Origin of the sequence: Azospirillum sp. TSH64, assembly GCF_003116035.1 — a bacterium.
In the GTDB taxonomy this organism is placed as follows: Bacteria; Pseudomonadota; Alphaproteobacteria; order Azospirillales; family Azospirillaceae; genus Azospirillum.
Genome location: NZ_LGQW01000015.1, coordinates 4,248,034 through 4,267,969, shown reverse-complemented (window position 1 = coordinate 4,267,969; position 19,936 = coordinate 4,248,034). Strand labels below are relative to the sequence as shown.

The window sequence follows — 19,936 nt, the reverse complement described above, 5'->3', positions numbered from 1 at the left end:
GCAGCGGTGAATCTCTTTTCCCTTCTCGATCAGGCGGCGGCCCGTTTCCCCGGCCATGGAGCGGTGTTCCGCGGCACCGAGCAGCTTCACAGCTTTGCCGAACTCCGCTCCCGCTCACTGCGCATCGCCGCCGGCCTGCGCGCATCCGGTCGGCCGGGCGACCGCATCGCCATCGCGACGGAAAATGTGCCCGAGTATGTCGAGCTGTTCTTCGCCATCTGGGCAGCCGGCATGGCGGCGACGCCGGTGAACGCCAAGCTGCATCCACGCGAACTGGTGCAGATCCTGGAGGATTCCGGCGCGTCCATCGTCTTCGTCTCGCCCAAGCTGGCCGGCGGGCTGGAGCAGGCGCTGGACGGGTCGCCTGCGGCGTCCTGCCGCCGGATCGTCATCGGCGGCGAGGGCTATGCGGCGCTGACGGCAGGGGACGAATGGGCCGGGCCGGTCGATCCCGATCCGCAGGCGCTGGGCTGGCTGTTCTACACCAGCGGCACCACCGGGCGGTCGAAGGGGGCGATGCTGTCCCACCGCAATCTGCTGGCCATGACCGTTGCCCATCTGGCGGACGTCGAGGCGGTGGACGAGGATTGCAGCCTGCTGCATGCGGCGCCGATGTCGCACGGCTCCGGCCTCTATATGGCGGCCTATGTCGCCCGCGGTGCCCGACAGGTGGTCCCGGCCTCCTCCGCCTTCGAACCGGCGGAATTCCTCGAACTCTGCGACCGTCACCCCGGCTGCGGCGCCTTCCTGGCCCCGACGATGGTGCAGAGGCTGCGTCTGGAGGCGGAACGCGACGGCCGGCGGCCGGCCAACCTGCGCTCCATCGTCTATGGCGGCGGTCCGATGTATGTGGAGGAACTGCGCCGCTCGCTGGCGGTTTTCGGGCCGGTCTTCGTCCAGATCTACGGCCAGGGCGAGGCGCCGATGACCATCGCGTCGCTGCGGCGTCGCGACCATGCAAGCGAGGACGATGCGGTGCTGGGTTCGGTCGGTTTCGCCCGCAGCGGCGTCGAGGTTGCGGTGGTGGACGGCGACGGCCGGCCGCTGCCCATCGGCGAGGTGGGAGAGATCGTCTGCCGCGGCGACGTGGTGATGGCCGGATACTGGAACAATGCCAAGGCGACGGCCGACGCATTGCGCGACGGCTGGCTGTTCACCGGCGACATGGGGTCCTTCGACGGGCACGGCTATCTGACGCTGCGCGACCGGTCGAAGGACGTCATCATCAGCGGCGGCAGCAACATCTATCCGCGCGAGGTGGAGGAGGTGCTGCTGCGCCACCCCGACGTCGCCGAGGTCTGTGTCACCGGGCAGCCCGATCCGGAATGGGGCGAGATCGTCGTCGCCTTCATCGTCGCCGAGCCGGGGCGCGAAATCTCCCCCGGCGGCCTCGATGAGCATTGCAACGCCAGCATCGCCCGGTTCAAGCGGCCCAAGCGTTACCTGTTGGTCGAGGAGCTGCCGAAGAACAACTATGGCAAGGTGGTGAAGCGCGAACTGCGCGCCCGTCTGGCCGGTGGGTAGGGCCAGACGGGAAAGGGAGGTATCAGCGTCCCGCCGCCTGACGGCGCAGGGTCTTCAACTCCTCGAAGCGGGCGGACACGTCGCGCATGACGGAGGCCATCCCGAGCATGGCGCCGTCCGCGTCCTTCAAGGGCACGATGGTGAACTCAACCGAGATGCGGCTGCCGTCCTTGCGCAATGCCGGAACCGACAGCAGGTCGCCGCTGCCATAGCGGCTCACCCCCGTCTTCATCACCTCTTCATAGCCTTCCCAATGGCGCTGGCGCTGCCGTTCGGGGATGATGATGTCCAGCGATTGGCCCAGCGCCTCTTCGGCGGTGAAGCCGAACACGCGTTCCGCCCCCGCATTCCAGAACCGGATGAGACCCTCCCGGTCGGAATAGACGATGGCCTCCGCCGGGCTGTTCAAAAGCGCAAGCCCAAGTTGGCGCAGCTCTTCCTCGGTCATCGAACTCTCCCAATGGTCGTTTCATAATGAAGCGTCAGACATCCAGAACCAATTTTGCGCTCCGGGCCCGGGAGACGCACAGCATCATCGTCTTGCCGGCAGCGCGTTCCGCATCGGACAGGACGCTGTCGCGATGGTCGGGCTCGCCCTCCAGCACCGTCGTCTCGCAGGTGCCGCAGATGCCCTGTTCGCAGGAGGAGTCGACCTCGACCCCAGCGGCGTAGAGCGCATCCAGGATGCTGGTTCCCGCCGGAACCGTGACGGTGACGCCGGACCGCGCGCAGACCACGTCGAAGCTGGCGTCCACCATGTCCTGACGGGCCGGCTCCGGACGCGGCGTGAACCATTCCAAGCGGACATCCTGGTCCGGCCGGGCGGCGGCTGCCACCGCTTCCATCAACCGCTGCGGACCGCAGCAATAGACCGGGACATCGACAGGGGTGGACGCCATCAATGCGTCGACCGCAAGCCGTCGGCCGTCGTCGGCGGCATGCAGGTCGACGCGGCCATGCGGCAGGGCGCGGAGATCTTCGAGGAAGGGCGCCGCCGCGGCACTGCGCACGCAATAGTGCAGGACCCAATCGGCGCCCCGCTCCGCCGCCCTGCGGATCATCGGCAACAGCGGTGTGATGCCGATGCCGCCAGCGATGAACAGGTAGCGCGCTGCGTCGTCGAAGCGGAAATTGTTGCGGGGCGGGGAGATGGCCAGATCGGCTCCAAGAGCCAGTTCGCCATGCACGAAGCCCGATCCCCGCCCGCCCGGCACGTTCAGGACGGCGATGCGGTAGGCTTGGCGGTCCGCCGGATCGCCGCACAGCGAATAGGAGCGCACCGCCCCGTCCGGCAGATGGAGGTCGATATGGGCGCCGGGCTCAGCCGGCGGCAGCCCCCGCCCATCCGGATCGCGCAGTTCGACCAGCCGGACCTGCGGTGCGATCCGCTCGAGGCGGTGCACGCGCAACGTCCAGGGTGCCTTGGCTGAGGGCTGCGGCGTTTCAGGCTGCGTGCTGCTCATAATCCTGCCTGCGAGTGTCATCGGCGGGTCTGGTATGCCAGATCCAATGCAGGCAGCCTAAAACCTCAAGCTAACTTCAGGTCAAGAGAAAATGTGGAATCCCGGTTCGGCGGATCATCCGGCGGTCGCCATGCGTTGTTCGCGAAACGGTGCGCGGGCACCCCCAACGGGAGGAACTGTCATGTCACGGTCGACGATCATGGTCCTAGTTGCAGCGCTTGGATTGGCAGGAACGCCTGCGCTGGCGGCGTCGGGCGACATCCATGCGGTGACGGGCGAGAAGGTCAATCTGCGTGCCGGTCCGTCCGACGACGCGGCGGTGCGCTCCACGATCATGCGCGGCGAGGACGTGGTCGAACTGCGGCGGGAGGGCAACTGGATGGGTGTCCGCGTGCTGCGCACCGGGGAGGAGGGCTGGCTGTTCTCTGACCTCGTCAAGCGGCAGAGCGCCAGCTCGCTGGGCAGCGGCGAAAGCGCGCCGGCGCAGGCCGGGTTCGGCAAGCTTTCGCCCGGCTTCGACGGTCTGGTCGCCGGCATCGGCGAGCAGCTCGGCTACCGCTTCGCCGACAAGGTGGAACAGGGCGCCAATGGCACGCTGCGGGTCGTGCCGACCCAGGAATGGCTGTACAACACCGGCCGTGACGCCAAAATGTTCGCAGCGCTGGCGCTCTACCAGATGTGGAAGAACTACAACAACGGCAAGCCGGTGACCGTCACGCTGGGCGCACAGGGGCCGGCTGCCATAACCATCGCCGACGCTGCGAAGGGGCCGGAACTTACCGGACCGGCCTTCAATCCGGCGCGCTGATAGGAGAAGGACCGCAAGCCCCCGGCGCGTTCACGCGCGTTCACACCGGGGCCTTGCGGTCCTTGCGGATCGTCAGATTTCCCGCTTGCTCATCTGGTCGGCGATGTAATCGGCCTGCCGGATCGCCAGCGCGACGATGGTCAGGGTCGGGTTCTCCGAGGCGCCGCTGGTGAACTGGCTGCCGTCCGACACGAACAGGTTCTTCACGTCGTGCGCCTGTCCCCATTTGTTGACGACGCCGTCGCGGGCATTGGCGCTCATCCGGTTGGTGCCGAGATTGTGGGTGGACGGGTAGGGCGGGGTGTGGATGGTCCTGACCGCGCCCACCGCGTCATAGACGGCCGACCCGCGGCCATAGGCATGGGTGCGCATGGCGATGTCGTTGGGATGGTCGTCGAAATTGACGTTGGGAATCGGCAGGCCGAACTTGTCCTTCTCCGTCGCGTGCAGGGTGACGCGGTTGGTCTCGCGTGGCATGTCCTCGCCCACCAGCCACATGCCGGCGATATGGTCGTAGGCGTCCAGCGCCGAGCTGAAGTCGCGGCCCCAGGCCCCCGGATCGAGGAAGGCCGCCATGAAGGGCACGCCGAGCGACAGCGTTTCCATCTCGTAGCCGCCGACGAAGCCGCGCCGCGGGTCGAAGCGGGATTCGTCGCGGATGATGCCGGCCATGGTGGTACCGCGGTACATGTGCACCGGCCGGTCGAACAACCCATAGACCGACCCGGTCATGTGACGCATGTAGTTGCGCCCGACCTGACCGGACGAGTTCGCCAGTCCGTCCGGGAACATCGTCGATGCCGAGTTCAGCAGCAGGCGCGGGCTTTCGATCGAGTTGCCGGCGACCGCGACGATGCGGGCCTTCTGGCGGTGCATGGCGCCGGTGGCGTCGGCATAGAGCACGGCGTTGACCTTGCCCTTCGCGTCATGCTCGATCTTCAGCACCTGGGCGTTCGGCCGGACCTCCAGATTGCCGGTGGCCTCGCCCTTGGGGATCTCGGTATAGAGGGTCGACCATTTCGCCCCCGACTTGCAGCCCTGGAAACAGAAGCCGATCTGCTGGCAGGCACCGCGGCCGTCGCGCGGCTTGCTGTTGATCGACATGTTGCCGGTGTGGAATTCGCTGTAGCCCAGCTTCTTGGCGCCGGCCGCCAGCACCTTGTAGTTGTTGTTGCCGGGCAGGCGCGGGATGCCGTTGGTGCCGGTCGTCCCCATCTTGAACTCGGCCTTGTCGTAATAGGGCTCCATCTCCGCCAGCGTCACCGGCCAGTCGAGCAGGTTGGCGCCCTCCACCGCGCCGTAGGTCGTGCGCGCCTTGAACTCATGCTCCTGGAAGCGCAGCGAGGCGCCGGCCCAATGGACGGTGGAGCCGCCGACCGCCTTGACGATCCAGGCCGGCAGGTTGGGAAAATCCTTCGCCACCCGCCAGCTTCCCGAGGTGGTGCGTTTGTCCAGCCAGGAAATCTGCGAAAAGCTCTTCCATTCGTCGTTCACGAAATCCTGGATTTCGTGGCGGGCACCAGCCTCCAGGCAGACGACCTTGACGCCCTTCTGGGCCAGCTCGTTCGCCAGGGTGCCGCCGCCGGCCCCCGATCCGATCACCACCACGACGCTGTCGTCATCCATCGCGAATTTCGCAACCATGTCTCGGTCCTCCCCATTTTTTCGGGCATTCGGTGCGGCAGACGGACGGCGCCGTCAGGCGTCCTTGATCCAGTCCAAATCGTCGAAGCCGCGATGGATGTAGCCGCCATATTCGGCCGACGCCCCTTCGTAGCCGAGCTTCGCCCACACCTCCGGCTGGTTGTAGAGGGCGACCACCATGTCGCCGCGCACCTTGCGGAAGAAGGGCGTGGTCTCGATCGATTTCAGCACCGCGACGCGGTCCGCCTCGGCCTTGATCGCGGCGTAGGGAGCGTTGCGCAGCTTGCGCGCGACGGCATCCAGCGCCACCGCCCCTTCGTTGAGCTGGCCTGCCAGGGTGGCGTCCTTCGCCGCCGCCTGGTCCATCGAGGCCAGCGCCGTCTCGTAATAGGCGTCGCCCAGACGGTCGTGCGGATAGAGGTCGCGCACCATCACCAGCAGGGTCTTGGCGGCGTCGGGCTTGATTGCGGTCAGGCCTTCGGCCCAGGCCGGCATTGCAGTGATCGACACCATGCCGCCGGAAACCGCACCGGCCGCCGCAACCGACGCGGCGGAGGTCTTCAGAAAGTTCCGCCTGTTGAACCGTGTCCGTTTGTCGAGAACGCGCATGATCGACGTCTCCTTCCCATGGTTCGGTTATTGTTGGGTCGAGGTTTGGACTTACCGGTAGCGGCCGTGGCGTTGCAGCACCTCGGTCTTGTAGCCGTCCGGATCGGTGACGAAGAAGAAGCGGGCCAGCAGGGTGCCGCCGGGGGCGAACTCCTTCACCGGGGTCACCGGGAAGCCCAGGGCCGTCATCCGGGCGTGCTCGCGCTCCAGATCGTCCACCGCCACCGCCATGTGGCCGTAGCCGTCGCCGTGGGTGTAGGGCGCCGTCCGGTCATGGTTGACGGTCAGCTCCAGCTCCATGTCGTTTTCGGCGTTGCGCAGGTAGATCAGCGTGAAACCGTCGAAGCCCAGCCGTTCGGCCGGTTCCAGCCCGAAAGCCTTGGCGTAGAAGTCCAGCGACCGCTGTTCGTCGAGGACGCGCACCATCATGTGGATGATCTTGGCCATGGTGCTTCCCATGAGGTCGTTGAGGGAGGGCGTTACCGTTTGGCGTTGGTTTCCAGGAACTGGACGATGCTCTTGCGAATGGCGTCGTCGTCCTGGTGGTAATTCATGTAGCTGCCGGGAACGAACTGGTTGGAGTTGGCCAGCCAGTTCTCCAGATGGCCGGCGTCCCAGGCGAAACCGGCGCCGCGCAGCGCATCCGAATAGTCGAAGCCGTCGACGCTGCCGGCTTTGCGGCCGATGACGCCGTACAGCGGCGGCCCGGCGCGGGGCCCGTCGCCCTTCTTCACCGAATGGCAGGTTCCGCATTGCTGGCGGAACAGCGTCTCGCCATCCGCCGCCGCGGATTTCCGCGTGAAGGGCGAGAAGGGTATGGACAGAAGGAGCAGCAACATCACCCAGCGGTGCGGCGACATCCTCGCGTGCATCGCATGCCTCATCGTCTGAAAATCCTCCCGAAATTCCGGCTTGAGCCTTTGGGCGCCGTCACGTCGGTCCAGCCGACGCGGCACCGTGGATGTGAATTCAGCAAGGGGCGTGCCACCCTACGCAAGGCCGCATTCGATAAGGGGAAGGGCAGGTTTTGTGCGGTGTCGTGGGGGATGGCTGTCCCAACTGTTTCATTTTGAGACACCGGCGGCGCGACATATCGTCCCATTATGAGACGGTGTGCCACGCGAACATTCTTTAAAATCACTCATCCGGCTGGCTCCGGCATTTTGGCACGTCGATTGCTTTTAGGGGGTGGCGTTGCAGCCGCCCCGCTTCGGTGGCCGCAAAAAGCCTGAAGCTGCGGACCATCTTCGCCGCGCCGTTGTGCGGTCCCGGTCCGGCCGATCCCGCCCTTGAACCTGCCGGTGTCCCGTCATCCGGCATAAGCGGCCGACGCGATCCTTCAGGCCCGGATCAACATCATCAAAATCATGGGGAGAGACGACATGCCGGATGGATTGACGCTGAACAAGATCACCAGCCAGAAAGGCATCGGCATCACCGAGGCGGCCCGCCGCGTCGCCGATCTCGGCTGGACGCCGTCCTACGTCAAGGAGGCGATGAGCTTCCCGACCGACTATAAGATCTCCAAGGCACCGCGCGACCCGATGAAGCAGGTTCTGCGCTCCTACTTCCCGATGCAGGAGGAGAAGGACAACCGCGTCTATGGCGCGCTGGACGCGGCGCTGCGCGGCGACATGTTCCGCAATGTCGAGCCGCGCTGGATCGAGTGGATGAAGCTATTCCTGGCGATCATCCCCTTCCCGGAAATCTCGGCGGCGCGGTCGATGGCGACGCTGGGCCAGCTGGCGCCAGGCGACGATCTGCGCACCGGCTTCACCATGCAGATGATCGACGAGTTCCGGCACTCGACGATCCAGATGAACCTCAAAAAATGGTACATGGAGAACTACATCGACCCGGCCGGGTTCGACATCACCGAGAAGGCGTTCGGCAAATGCTACGCCACCACCATCGGCCGGCAATTCGGTGAGGCCTTCCTGACCGGCGACGCCATCACCGCGTCGAACATCTACCTCCAGGTCGTGGCGGAGACCGCCTTCACCAACACTCTGTTCGTCGCCATGCCGTCGGAGGCGGCGCGCAACGGCGACTATGCCCTGCCCACCGTCTTCCTGTCGGTGCAGAGCGATGAGTCCCGCCACATCGGCAACGGCCATTCCATGCTGATGTCGGTGCTGAAGGAGCCGGACAACCACCTGCTGCTGGAACGCGACATCCGCTATTCCTTCTGGCAGAACCACATGATCGTCGACGCCGCCATCGGCACCATCATCGAATACGGCACCAAGCACCGCGACAAGAACAAGGAATCCTACGCCGAGCTGTGGCACCGCTGGATCTTCGAGGATTACTACCGCACCTACATGCTGCCGCTGGAGAAGTACGGCATCAAGATCCACCATGACGACGTTCACGAAGCCTTCGACAGTATCGTCAAGAAAAACTACGTCCACAAGATCGCCCAGTTCTTCTCTGCCGGCTGGTGGGCCAATTTCTGGCGCATCGAGGCGATGACCGAGCGTGACTTCGAATGGTTCGAGAGCAAGTATCCGGGCTGGTACGACGAGTTCGGCGTCTGGTGGGAGAATTACGCCAAGCTCAGCAAGCCCGGCAGCGTGCCGATCACCTTCGCCGACACCGGCTATGTCTATCCGCACCGCTGCTGGTCGAGCCTAGTGCCCTGCGTGATCCGCGAGGACTTCACGATCGACGAGGTCGACGGCGAGCTGTTCACCTACGCCTCCGAGGTCGACCGCTGGACCCACAAGGAAGCCTTCGCCGCCGAATACCAGGGCCGCCCGACACCGGCGATGGGCCGCTTCTCCGGCCGGCGCCAGTGGGAGGAGGTCTATGACGGCTGGGACCTCGCCGACGCCATCCAGGACATGGGCTTCGTCCGTCCCGACGGGAAGACGCTGGTCGCCCAGCCGCATCTGTCCTTCGAGGAGAAGGACATGTGGACGCTGGACCATGTGCGTGGCCACACCATCCGCAGCCCGCTGCTGGCGCTCCGCGAAATGACGCCGCAACAGCGTCAGGCGCATGTCGAGGAATACCGCAAGGGCTTCAAGATCCGCCGGGTCTGATCTCCCGCCCCTTCACTCGGGCCCGCCCCCCCTTTCCGGCCCCCTTTCCGGCTGGAGAGGGGGAACGGGATCCCCTGCGGACTTCACAGGCGGACATCGCCGCGGAGATCGACAGACCATGACCGCACAAGCGCTAAAGAACAGCCCGGCCGTCCACACCGTCCGGTTGGAGCCGGTCGGCATCGAAATGGAGGTGGCGGAAGGGGAAACCATCCTCGACGCCGCCTTCCGCCAGGGCGTCTCACTGATGCATGGCTGCAAGGAGGGGCAATGCTCCGCCTGCAAATGCCTGCTGATCGACGGCGACGTCGAGATGCTGAAATACTCCACCTTCGCGCTCTCCGATCCGGAGCGCGACAGCAACCACATCCTGCTCTGCCGCTCGCTGGCCTACAGCGACGTGGCGGTGGAACTGCTGAATTACGACGAGGATCTGCTGTCCCGCTCCATCCCGGTGAAGGACTTCACCGCGCGGCTGGCGGCGGTGGAGCCGCTGACCCACGACATCGTCGCCATCGCGTTGGACCTCGACCAGCCGATGAAGTTCTGGGCCGGGCAATATGCCGACATCACGCTGCCCGGCATCGGCCTGACTCGCTCCTTCTCGATGGGCAACCCGCCGACGGACGGCAGCCGGCTTGAGTTCATCATCAAGAAATACCCGGACGGCGCCTTCTCCCGCCAATTGGACGGCGGACTGTCGGTCGGCGACCGGGTGAGCGTGCGCGGTCCCTACGGCAGCTGCTTCCGCCGTGAGGGGCGGGAGGGGCCGATGATCCTGGTCGGCGGCGGGTCGGGCATGGCGCCGCTGCTGTCGATCCTGCGCGATCAGGCCGCCAGCGGCGAGACACGGCCGGTGCGGCTCTTCTACGGCGCCCGCAGCCGCAAAGACCTGTTCCACCTCGACCTGTTCGAGGAGTTTGCCCGCAGCCTGCCGGACTTCGCCTTCATCCCCGCCCTGTCGCATGCCGAGGAGGGCGACGGCTGGACCGGCGAGACCGGCTTCATCCACGAGGTGCTGCGCCGGCACCTGTCCGACATGGATGAGGTGGAGGAGGCCGACGTCTTCTCCTGCGGGCCGCCGCCGATGATCGATGCGGTGCTGCCGGTCCTGCAAATGGCCGGCGTCGAATCCGCGCGCGTCTATTTCGACAAATTCACTCCCGCGACCCGCTGAGGCGGGCCGCTGAGGGGGGCTTATGCAAACACGGGAGGAACGACGATGACCATGCAGGAAACCACATCCGCAGCCGCCGGGGCCAAGGTCTTTCCGGGTTCCGACAGTCGCCGCTACAATTACTTCGAGCCGAAGGGCCGCAAGGCGACCCATTACGAGGACGTGACGGTCGACGTCCAGCCCGATCCGGAGCGCTATCTGCTCCAGAACTGGATCATCTCCTTCGGCGACGGCACGCCCACCTATTCCAAGGACTGGACGGCGCTGAAATGCACGGACTGGCACGGCTACCGCGCGCCCGACCAGGAATGGGAACGCACCCATTACCAGCGCCAGTCGACCATCGTCGGGATGATCCAGAATGTGGTGGAGAATGCGCGCCGCGCCGGTGCGCCCCAGCGGTTCGACAAGGCCTGGGTCGCCGTGCTCCAGAACCATGTCGGCGCCTTCAAACATGCCGAATATGGGCTGGGCACCGCGCTGATGCGGGCGCAGCGCTACGGTTATACCCAGATGGTCAACAACGCCATCCTGACCAACGCCTCCTACAAGCTGCGCTTCGCCCAGGATCTGACGCTCTATCTGGCCGAGGTCGGCAGCGACATCGGGAATTTCGACCTCGACGCCGGCAAGGCGCACTGGCTGGACGACCCGATCTGGCAGCCCTGCCGCGAGGCGGTGGAGCATATCCGCGCCGCCACCGACTTCCTAGAGCAGTATTTCGCCGTCAACCTCGTCTTTGAACCGCTGGTCGGCGAGCTGTTCCGCAGCGGCTTCGTCATGCAGGTGGCCGCGGCCCAGAACGACTTCTCCACTCCGTCGGTCATTTCGGCGGCCGAGGCCGACTATGAACGGAACCTCGCCAACGCGGTGGAACTGTTCGCCCTGCTGCTGCGCGATCCGGTCCATGGCGAGGACAACCGGACCATGCTGCAAAGCTGGTTCAGCCACCATGGTGGACTGGCGGTGAAGGCGGCCTTGCAGTTGCAGCCGCTGTGGTCGCTGCCGCGGGTCAAGGCTGCCAACTTCGTCGAAGCGTTCGAACGGGCGCGCGGGCGCGTCGCCGCCATTGGGCGGGAGATCGGCATCGACGCAGACCTGCCGGCCCTGCCGCCGGTCGAGGTTGGGCAGGCCGCCGCTTCGGCGGCGGTCACCGCCGCGGTCAACGGCACTGCTGCCGAGTGACCCTTCCCGCATTTCCGCCAAAAGGACGAAAACCATGAGCGTCACCACCGTGCAGCAGCTTTTCAAGCCGCTGAAGGACATCACCCAGGACGGCACCATCTCGCACCAGTGCGGCGTGACGATGAACGACAGCGTCGAGGCGCGCTGCATCGCCGAGGTGATGGAGAGCAAGCCCGGCATCACCGTCACCTACCTGCCGGCGATGATCCGCATCGACGGCGAAGGCAAGATCGAGTTCAAGATGAGCGAGATCGGCGAGGCGCTGGGCCGCGAGATGACCCCGCACATCTTCGAGATCTCCACCTCCACCCACTACGGCCGCATGGTCATGATCGACGAGGACACCGTCGTCCTCTTCGGCAACATGGACGACGCGCTGGCTTACGAGTGATCTCGGGAAGGCGGGGCCTGCTTCAGGTCCGGCGGGCTCCGCCTCTTTTTTCAAATCCGCAAAATCAATAATGGGAGGGAAAGTCGCCATGCCGAAGATGATGCTGCACCGTGCCGAGGCGCGGGCCGCGCTTGCCCGTGGGGTGGGCAAGCTGGCGCTGGCGGTGCGTGGCACGCTGGGGCCGAAGGGGACGAACGCGATCATCGACCGCCCCATCGGCACGCCGATGATTTCGCGCGACGGTGTCAGCATCGCCGCCGAGATCGAGCTGCCCTGCCGCTTCGAGAATATGGGCGCCCAGGTGGTGCGGGAGGTCTCGAAACAAACTAACGACGTGGCCGGCGATGGCACCACCACAGCCACCGTGCTGGCCGATGCGCTGATCCAGGACGGTGTCGCCGTGCTTGCTGATGGCCATGGGTCGGTGGAGTTGGTGGAGGGGATGGAGCGCGCCTGTGGCTTCGTCGTTGACCGGCTCCGCCACATCGCCCGGCCGCTGGAAAGCCATGCCCAGCTGGAGCAGGTGGCGACGGTTGCGGCGACCGATCCGGCACTCGGCCGTCTGGTGGCGGACGCGCTGCGCCGGGTCGGGGCGGAGGGAGTGATCGACATCGAATACGGCCAGCCGGGCGCGCCGACGGCGTTGCATGTGCTGGAAGGCATGGTGCTGGACCGCGGGTTCCTGTCCCACCACATGGCGACCGAACCGACCGGCCAGAGCGCGGTGCTGGAACGGCCCTACATCCTGATGACCGACCACAAGATCATCGATCCGGAACCGATCCTGCGTCTGGTCGACCGCATCGCCGCCGGGCACCGCCCGCTGCTGGTCATGGCCGACAGCGTGGCGCCGGAGGTGGTGGCGGCGCTGATGGCGCTGCGCCGCGACGGGCGCGCCACGGTGGTGGCGATCAATCCCCCGGAATTCGGCCACTGGCGTCAGGCGACGATGGAGGACATCGCGATCCTGACCGGCGGGCGGGTGATCGCCCGCGACCTGGGCGGACGCCTCGACAGCGTGGCGGCGGAGGATCTGGGGGGCGCCGACCGCATCGAGGTGTCGGCCGGCCGGACCACCATCCTGCGCGGCCATGGCAATCCGGACGCGCTGGCCGCCCGCCGCGCCCTGGTGCAGCGCCAGTGGGAGGAGGCGCCGCCCAACATCGAGCGGGACAAGCTGTCCCAGCGGCTGGCGAAGCTGACGCACGGCACCGCCCTGATCGAGGTCGGCGGCGCCACCCCGGTGGAGCAGAAGCGCACCGCCCAGCTTCTGGAAGATTCGCTGGCCGCCGCCCGCGCCGCGCTGGCGGAGGGAGTGGTCCCCGGCGGCGGCACCGCGCTGGCCCGCGTCGCCCCGCTGCTCGACCGGCTGGCCGAGGATGTGGGGGAGGGCGAGAGGGCCGGGGTGCGGCTGGTGCGGCGGGCGATGGTGCAGCCCCTGGTCTGCATCGCGGAGAATGGCGGGTTGGACGGGGACGGCGTCGCCGCGCGCGTCGCCGCGCTTCCCGACGGGTCCGGCTTCGACGCCCGCAGCGGCCTGTTCGGCGATCTGTTCGCCGCGGGCATCATCGACCCGGTCAAGGTCACCACGCTGGCCTTGCTGAACGCGGTGTCGGTCGCCAAGCTGGTGCTGACCACCCACACGCTGATCGCCGACATCCCCGACGATGTCGATCCCACCGCTGGCCCGGCCCGCGGCGGCGGAATGGAACGGTACGGGCGAACCTGATCCTTTTTCGGCCGTAGCACCCCACCTCCCCCTTCGGAGAGAAAGGCAGGAAAAAAGCAATAGAGTAATCCACTACTACCGCTCCCGCTTCGGTTCGGCTTATGGTTTCTTATACAAACAATTCTTGATGCGGAGCATATCCGGGCGAGCCTCCGCATCCCTTGTCCAAAGACAATCGGCGCATCGGAAACCATCCGCGAAAGACGCCGGGAAGCAGGGAGGGGACTATGTTGGCCAACGAACAGGCCGGTGCCGGCCGTCTGGCCGCCGCCTTGCCGGCACCAGCGCTTCACGCTCTGGTGGATGGCGAAACGGCCACGATGAAGGCATGGGAGGATTTCGTTTCCGGCTCGCGCCGGGACAATCTTCCGGTGCGCGACGTGGTCATCCGATCCTGGGCGCGATGTCAAAGCTTCCTGGTCGATGCGCGGGCGGATGCCGCCCCGGTGATAGGTCGCGATCATATCGAGGCTCTGCGACGCGACAACCGCGATCTGCTCCAGGCAGCGGCCTCGACCCTGGCGGAGGCGTCAGATCTGCTGGCCGGCACCCGTACCGTTCTGCTGATCACAGATGCCAACGGCGTCGTGCTGGAGGCGGCCGGCGACCGTGCCACCTTGAGCGTGGCACGCGACATCAGTCTGGCCTGCGGGGGCCAGTGGGGCGAGACCTGTGCCGGCACCAACGGCATTGGCACGGCATTGGCGTCCAAGCAGCCGGTGCTGGTCCAGGCTGCGGAGCATTATTGCGCCGGCATCAAGGGATGGAGCTGTGCCGGGGCGCCGATCCACGATCCGGTCGACGGATCGGTCGTCGGCCTGCTCGACATCTCCGGCCTGAAGCAGAGCTTCAGCGGGCAGGCGCTTGCCTTGGCCGTGGTCGCTGCCCGGCAGGTGGAATGGAATCTCGCCCGCCAGACGGAGGCCGAACATGTGCGGCTGCTGGAGGCCTGCCTGGAGGATAGCCAGAAATATGTTGGCGAAGGGCTGATCGCACTCGATGCCCGCGGGCGCCTGCTCTATGCCAGCCGCAAGGCGGCGCATCTGTTGAAGGCCAGTTTCGGGTCGGAACTGCCGCAGTTGAACCGGGGGACGAAGCTGCCGATAGCTGGGGTCGGAGGTGGACCCGGGGGTGGGGCAGGGGAGCGGTTGCCGGTTCCGGCCGACTGGGTCCGGCCGCTGATTCTGGATGGGGAGCGGCGGGGAACGCTGCTGGTCATCCCCGCTGCGGTATCGGGCCGACCGTCCGCCGGACGCCGTGCGGTGCCGGACGAATCCGACCACAGCCGGTCGCGCTTCGCCGACATCGTCGGGGACAGCGACAGCCTGCGCATGGTGATCGGGCAGGGGGAGCGTCTGGCGCCGCTGCCGGTCCCCATCCTGATCGAGGGCGAGACCGGCGTCGGCAAGGAACTGTTCGCCCGCGCCATCCACGGCCACAGCGCTGCGGCCGGCGGTCCCTTCGTACCGTTCAACTGCGGTGCCGTCTCGCGCGAGATGCTGGGCAGCGAGCTGTTCGGCTATGTGCGCGGCGCCTTCACCGGTGCGGCGGCGGAGGGGCGCATCGGCCGCTTTGAACTGGCCGACGGCGGCACGCTGTGCCTCGACGAGATCGGCGAATTGCCGCTCGACCTTCAGCCTTACCTGTTGCGGGTTCTGGAGGAGGGCGTGCTGTACCGTATCGGCGACAACGTGCCGCGCCGGGTGTCGGTGCGGCTGCTCGCCATGACCAACCGGAACCTCCGGCAGGAGGTCGCCGCCGGCCGCTTCCGCCGCGACCTGTACCATCGCCTCGCCGTGACCGCCCTGCGCGTGCCGCCCCTGCGCGACCGCCATGGCGATGTTCCCCGCCTGATCTCCCACTTCAACGGCCTGCTGGCGGAGCGGCATGGCCGGGCACCCGTCCGCTTCACCGCGGCGGCGCTGGATCTCCTGCAACGCTACGACTGGCCGGGCAATGTCCGGGAGCTGCGCAATGCGGTTGAACGGGCGGTCCTGCTGTCCACCAGCGGCAGCATCGGCATCGACGACCTGCCGGACGAACTGCGCGATGCCTGCGGTTGCGTGGTTGCCGACGGTTGGCCATTGCTGGGCTCTCCGACCCCGCCCATCGTGGCGCCTGCCGCCGTCGTGTCGCCTCCAACGGCAATGGCGCTGACGGAGACCGAACAGAGGACAATCAAGGATGTGATTGCGGCAACCGGCGGGAACCTGTCCGATGCGGCGGCAGTCCTCGGCATCTCGCGCAGCACGCTGTATCGGAAAATGAGCCAGCACGGCATTCGGCGCATATCCGCCGGCAAGGCGTAAAAGCCGCTCCGTCAAAAGTAACCGCAGCCGGGTTTGATACCGCATTCAAGGAAGGATGGGCGCATGTGCCAGATCTTCGTCAACGCCGATCCGATCCTGTACGAGGCACGGTCACGGTCGGTGCGCATCCATGGCATGGTCACCAGCATCCGGTTGGAGAACCTGTTCTGGAACGTCCTTGCCGATATCGCCGCGGAGCAGGGGACGACGACGAACAGGCTGATCCTGTCGCTGTACGACGAGGTTCTGGAGGCCCATGGGGCCGTGCAGAATCTCGCCTCTTTCCTGCGGGTCAGCTGCGTGCGTTACCTGACCATGAAGCCGCAGATGCTTCTGCCCGGACAGTCCGGCGGCCTGCTGGAAGTTGCGGACACATCGTCCGCGGGTGACGGTGCGTCGGTCGTTTCGCTGCGGCGGGACGGGCGGCAGCAGGACAGGGCGTGATGGCGGACTGCCGGTCACAGCCGCCAGGAGCCGAGCAGGACTTCGAGAAAGCGTGCCGCCATCGGTGAGAGGATGGCGCCATGCCGCCGGACCACGCCGATCGTCCGGGAGATCTTCGGATGGCCCAAAGGGAGAGTCAGGATGATGGGATGGCCGGAGGACGGCGTGGCGAGCTTGGGAAGCACGGCGACGCCCAGCCCGGCCTCCACCAGACCGAGCGAACTTGCGAGATGCGTGATCTCGTAGGACCAGTTGAGCTTCAGGCCGTGCTGCGCCAGCGCGTTGTCGATCAGCGCCCGGTTGCCGCTGGTCCGGCCCACGGTGATGACGCGGTGGGCGGCCAACTCGTCCCAGTTCACCACCGTATGGGCCGCCAGCGGATGATCGTGCCGGCAGGCGACGACGAAGGGGTCCTCGGCCAGTGGCGTGAATTCGATGTCAGGGTGCGAGGTGCCGATGAAGTTGATGCCGAAATCGGCCTCGCCGCGCGCCACCGCCTCCAGCCCTTCGTTGGCGCCGAGATCGAGGATGCGGATGCGGATCCGCGGGAACGCGATGCTGAAGCGGCTGATCGCGTTGGGGAGGAAATAGAACACCGCCGTCGGAACGGAGGCGATGGTGATCTGGCCGCCGCTCCGTGCGCCGAGATCGCTGATCCCCAGCAACGACGTCTCGAATTCATCGAGGAAGCGGCGGACCTTGGGCATGAAATCGCGCCCCACCATCGTCAGCGCGACATGGCGGGTCGAGCGCTCGAACAACGCCACGCCCAGCGTGTCCTCCAGCTTCTGGATGCGGCGGCTGAGTGCCGGCTGCGACAGGTTCAGAAGCTCGGCGGCGCGGTTGAAGCTGCCCAGCTCCGCCACGGCGACGAACGCCTTCAGATCGACCAGCTCAAAATTCATGCCCGGCTCCATCGGAATCGCATTGATGCGTGAAATGGAATAATAGTGCGAATCAATGCATTTCACAAATATCGTTCGCAGTCAGAATATCGGCGCATCGGCTTTCTTCGCCCACCGGCGAACCCAAGAGAAACCAAGCGCCATGACAAATTCGATGAACCGCCAGATCGGCATTCCCTGCGTGATGATGCGCGGCGGGACCTCTCGCGGCCCCTTCTTTCTGGCGTCCGACCTTCCTGCCCTTCCGGCGGAGCGCGATGCCCTCCTGCTCTCGGTGATGGGGGCGGGGAACGATCTGGGGATCGACGGCATCGGCGGCGGCAATCCGCTGACCAGCAAGGTCGCCATCGTCGGTCCAGCCACCAGGGCCGGAGCGGATGTGGATTACCTGTTCGCTCAGGTGCGGGTGCAGGAGGGGGTGGTCGACACCTCGCCCAACTGCGGCAACATGCTGGCCGCGGTCGGCCCCTTCGCCATCGAGTCCGGGCTTGTCCCGGCGGCGAACGGCGTCACGGTGGTGCGCATCCACAACGTCAACACCGGCAAGCTGATCGAGGCCCGCATCCAGACCCCCGGCGGCCAAGTGGCCTATGAGGGCGAGGCCGTCATCGACGGCGTGCCCGGCACCGCGGCCCCCATCCATCTCGCTTTTCTCGACGCCGCAGGCGCCAACACCGGCCGGCTGCTGCCCACCGGATCGCCGGTCGACCTGATCGATGGCATCCCGGTGTCCTGCGTCGATGCCGCCATCCCGGTGATGCTGATCCGCGCCGCCGACCTCGGCAAGACGGGGTACGAGCCGGTGGACAGCTTCCGGTCCGACCGGGAGTTCATGTCCCGGCTGGAGGCGCTGCGCGTCGAGGCCGGCCGCCGCATGGGTTTTCCCAACGCGGCCGGCATGGTGATCCCCAAGCCGGTCCTGCTGGCCCCACCGACCCGCGGCGGCACGCTGACCGTCCGGTATTTCATGCCGCATGATTGCCATCGGGCGATGGCCATCACCGGCGCCGTCGCCACCGCCACCGCCTGCACCATTCCGGAAACCGTGGCCGCCGCTTTGGTGGGACGGTTCATCATGCCCGGCGACATCACCTTCGAACATCCGGCAGGCCGGCTGACTGTCCGTCTTGAGGTGGGCCGTCTCGAGGCGGGCCGCCTTGAGACCGGTGACGGCCAATCCGCACCGACCGCCAGCATCCTGCGCACCGCGCGGCGCCTGTTCGAGGGAACCGTGTTCGCCCGCCCTTCGACCCCGTCGCGGACCGCCCTGGCGGCCTGACGCCACAGCATCAGAGAGGAGGAAACGCCATGCGTCCACAAACGGGGACCGATACCCTGACGCCGAGCAAGCCCAAGGCCATCTACAAGGCGCTCTATTTCCAGGTCGTCGTCGGCCTGACCCTGGGCATCCTGGCCGGCCACTTCTGGCCCGATTTCGGGGCGGGCTTGAAGCCGCTGGGCGACGGGTTCGTCAAGCTGGTCAAGATGATGATCGCGCCGGTGGTCTTCTGCACCATCGTCAGCGGCATCACCAGCCTGAACGACACCCGCGAGATCGGCAAGACGCTGGTCAAGTCGATGGCGCTGTTCTACGCGCTGACGGCGGCGGCGCTGCTCATCGGGCTGGCCGCGGTCATGATCATCGAGCCCGGCGTCGGCATGCATGTGTCGCCGTCGTCGCTCGACCCCGCGGTGGCCGCACGCTACGCCAAGCAGGCCGCCCCGGTCGGCTTCACCGACTTCCTGCTGCACATCATCCCGCATTCCTTCTTCGGCGCCTTCGCCGAGGGCGAGGTGCTGCCGGTGCTGCTCATCTCCGTGCTGGTCGGTTTCGGCCTGACGCGGGTCGGCAAGGCCGGCGAACCGGTGGTGCAGGGCATCGAATCCTTCTCCCACGTGCTGTTCGCCGCCTTCGGCTTCATAATGAAGCTGGCCCCCATCGGTGCGTTCGGCGCGATGGCCTTCACCGTGGGCAAATACGGCATCGACAGCATCGGCTCGCTCGGCCTGCTGATCCTGACCTTCTATGTCGCCTGCGGCGTCTTCCTGGTGGCGATCATCGGCACGCTGGCCCGCCTGCATGGTTTCAGCCTGTGGAAGGTCCTGCGCTACTTCCGCGAGGAGCTGCTGATCGTTCTCGGCACCTCGTCCTCCGAGCCGGTCCTGCCGCGGGTCTTGCAGAAGCTTGAAGCGCTGGGCTGCAAGAAGGGTGTTTCCGGCCTGGTTCTGCCGATGGGCTATTCCTTCAACCTCGACGGCACGGCGATCTACCTGACCCTCGCCTCGCTGTTCATCGCCCAGGCCTGCGACATCCACCTGTCGGCCGGCCAGATCGTCGCCATGCTCGGCGTCATGCTGCTGACCTCGAAGGGTGCCGCCGGCGTCACCGGCAGCGGCTTCGTCGCCCTGGTCGCCACGCTGACGGTGATGCCGGACCTGCCGGTTGCCGGCGTCGCGCTGCTGGTCGGCATCGACCGCTTCATGTCCGAAGCCCGCGCCCTGACCAGCATCATCAGCAACTGCGTCGTCAGCATCGTGGTCTCGATCTGGGAGGACGCCTGCGACCGTGAGGTTCTGCACCGCGAACTGAACCAGAGCGGTGCCGGCACCGAGCGCGTCCTGGAGGGGATGGGCGACATCCCGGTCATGCCGCTGGCCGCCCGCGCCCCCGCCCATCCGTCTCACTGAACGCTCGACAGTG

Annotated in this window: 18 protein-coding genes; 11 read left to right on the top strand and 7 right to left on the bottom strand. The window is 66.4% G+C overall.

Translation table 11 applies throughout. From position 1 onward, the window contains the following. The first annotated feature begins 6 nt into the window (after positions 1-6). Positions 7-1,524 carry an AMP-binding protein gene (locus TSH64_RS20730; RefSeq protein WP_109447853.1) on the top strand — a complete coding sequence of 506 codons (1,518 nt, stop codon included), beginning with the start codon at positions 7-9 and terminating at the stop codon, positions 1,522-1,524. A gap of 22 nt (positions 1,525-1,546) precedes the next feature. Here TSH64_RS20730 and TSH64_RS20725 read toward each other — a convergent pair whose 3' ends face one another. Continuing rightward, on the bottom strand, positions 1,547-1,972 hold the full coding sequence (locus tag TSH64_RS20725; RefSeq protein ID WP_109447851.1) for a PAS domain S-box protein: 426 nt from the start codon (positions 1,970-1,972) through the stop codon (positions 1,547-1,549). Positions 1,973-2,006: 34 nt separating this feature from the next. Then, positions 2,007-2,927 carry a PDR/VanB family oxidoreductase gene (locus TSH64_RS20720; protein WP_247873063.1) on the bottom strand — a complete coding sequence of 307 codons (921 nt, stop codon included), beginning with the start codon at positions 2,925-2,927 and terminating at the stop codon, positions 2,007-2,009. Between the two features lie 241 nt (positions 2,928-3,168). Between TSH64_RS20720 and TSH64_RS20715 the strand changes: the two genes are divergently transcribed. Continuing rightward, complete coding sequence (locus TSH64_RS20715) at positions 3,169-3,795, top strand: SH3 domain-containing protein (RefSeq protein WP_109447847.1); 627 nt, start codon at positions 3,169-3,171, stop codon at positions 3,793-3,795. A gap of 72 nt (positions 3,796-3,867) precedes the next feature. Here the strand turns inward: TSH64_RS20715 and TSH64_RS20710 are convergent, their stop codons facing one another. Genes TSH64_RS20710 through TSH64_RS20695 form a run of 4 tightly spaced genes read right to left on the bottom strand, consistent with a single transcriptional unit; the run spans position 3,868 to position 6,920 of the window. Continuing rightward, entirely contained in the window at positions 3,868-5,439 is a 1,572-nt protein-coding gene (locus TSH64_RS20710) for a GMC family oxidoreductase (RefSeq protein WP_109447845.1), read from the bottom strand. A gap of 54 nt (positions 5,440-5,493) precedes the next feature. Next, complete coding sequence (locus TSH64_RS20705) at positions 5,494-6,048, bottom strand: twin-arginine translocation signal domain-containing protein (protein ID WP_109447843.1); 555 nt, start codon at positions 6,046-6,048, stop codon at positions 5,494-5,496. A gap of 51 nt (positions 6,049-6,099) precedes the next feature. Next, entirely contained in the window at positions 6,100-6,495 is a 396-nt protein-coding gene (locus tag TSH64_RS20700) for a VOC family protein (protein WP_109447841.1), read from the bottom strand. Between the two features lie 32 nt (positions 6,496-6,527). Beyond that, entirely contained in the window at positions 6,528-6,920 is a 393-nt protein-coding gene (locus tag TSH64_RS20695) for a c-type cytochrome (RefSeq protein WP_109447839.1), read from the bottom strand. 510 nt (positions 6,921-7,430) lie between these two features. Between TSH64_RS20695 and TSH64_RS20690 the strand changes: the two genes are divergently transcribed. The 7 genes from TSH64_RS20690 (at position 7,431) to TSH64_RS20660 (ending at position 16,330) form a co-directional block, all read left to right on the top strand. Further along, positions 7,431-9,095 (top strand): aromatic/alkene/methane monooxygenase hydroxylase/oxygenase subunit alpha, encoded by a 1,665-nt coding sequence (locus TSH64_RS20690; protein ID WP_109447837.1) that lies wholly within the window; start codon positions 7,431-7,433, stop codon positions 9,093-9,095. Positions 9,096-9,213: 118 nt separating this feature from the next. After that, positions 9,214-10,272, top strand: coding sequence for a 2Fe-2S iron-sulfur cluster-binding protein (locus tag TSH64_RS20685; RefSeq protein ID WP_109447835.1), 1,059 nt, complete (start codon positions 9,214-9,216; stop codon positions 10,270-10,272). Between the two features lie 45 nt (positions 10,273-10,317). Continuing rightward, the gene (locus tag TSH64_RS20680) at positions 10,318-11,457 is read left to right on the top strand and encodes an aromatic/alkene monooxygenase hydroxylase subunit beta (RefSeq protein ID WP_109447833.1); all 1,140 of its coding nucleotides are present in this window, start codon (positions 10,318-10,320) and stop codon (positions 11,455-11,457) included. Positions 11,458-11,491: 34 nt separating this feature from the next. Continuing rightward, the gene (locus TSH64_RS20675; protein ID WP_085086548.1) at positions 11,492-11,848 is read left to right on the top strand and encodes an MmoB/DmpM family protein; all 357 of its coding nucleotides are present in this window, start codon (positions 11,492-11,494) and stop codon (positions 11,846-11,848) included. Between the two features lie 88 nt (positions 11,849-11,936). Further along, positions 11,937-13,577: a molecular chaperone GroEL gene (locus TSH64_RS20670; protein ID WP_109447831.1), complete on the top strand. Its 1,641-nt coding sequence runs from the start codon at positions 11,937-11,939 to the stop codon at positions 13,575-13,577. 227 nt (positions 13,578-13,804) lie between these two features. Continuing rightward, positions 13,805-15,886 (top strand): sigma-54-dependent Fis family transcriptional regulator, encoded by a 2,082-nt coding sequence (locus TSH64_RS20665; protein WP_109447829.1) that lies wholly within the window; start codon positions 13,805-13,807, stop codon positions 15,884-15,886. Positions 15,887-15,949: 63 nt separating this feature from the next. Next, on the top strand, positions 15,950-16,330 hold the full coding sequence (locus TSH64_RS20660; RefSeq protein ID WP_109447827.1) for a ribbon-helix-helix domain-containing protein: 381 nt from the start codon (positions 15,950-15,952) through the stop codon (positions 16,328-16,330). Positions 16,331-16,344: 14 nt separating this feature from the next. On the opposite strand, the gene TSH64_RS20655 is transcribed toward TSH64_RS20660, so the two are convergent. Further along, positions 16,345-17,235, bottom strand: a complete 891-nt coding sequence (locus TSH64_RS20655) for a LysR family transcriptional regulator (protein WP_109452870.1) — start codon at positions 17,233-17,235, stop codon at positions 16,345-16,347. A 142-nt stretch (positions 17,236-17,377) separates the two neighbouring features. Between TSH64_RS20655 and TSH64_RS20650 the strand changes: the two genes are divergently transcribed. Both TSH64_RS20650 and dctA read left to right on the top strand, forming a co-directional pair. Further along, positions 17,378-18,514 (top strand): 4-oxalomesaconate tautomerase, encoded by a 1,137-nt coding sequence (locus tag TSH64_RS20650; protein ID WP_109447825.1) that lies wholly within the window; start codon positions 17,378-17,380, stop codon positions 18,512-18,514. A gap of 29 nt (positions 18,515-18,543) precedes the next feature. Further along, positions 18,544-19,923, top strand: coding sequence for a C4-dicarboxylate transporter DctA (gene dctA, locus TSH64_RS20645; RefSeq protein WP_109447823.1), 1,380 nt, complete (start codon positions 18,544-18,546; stop codon positions 19,921-19,923). Positions 19,924-19,936: the final 13 nt, after the last annotated feature.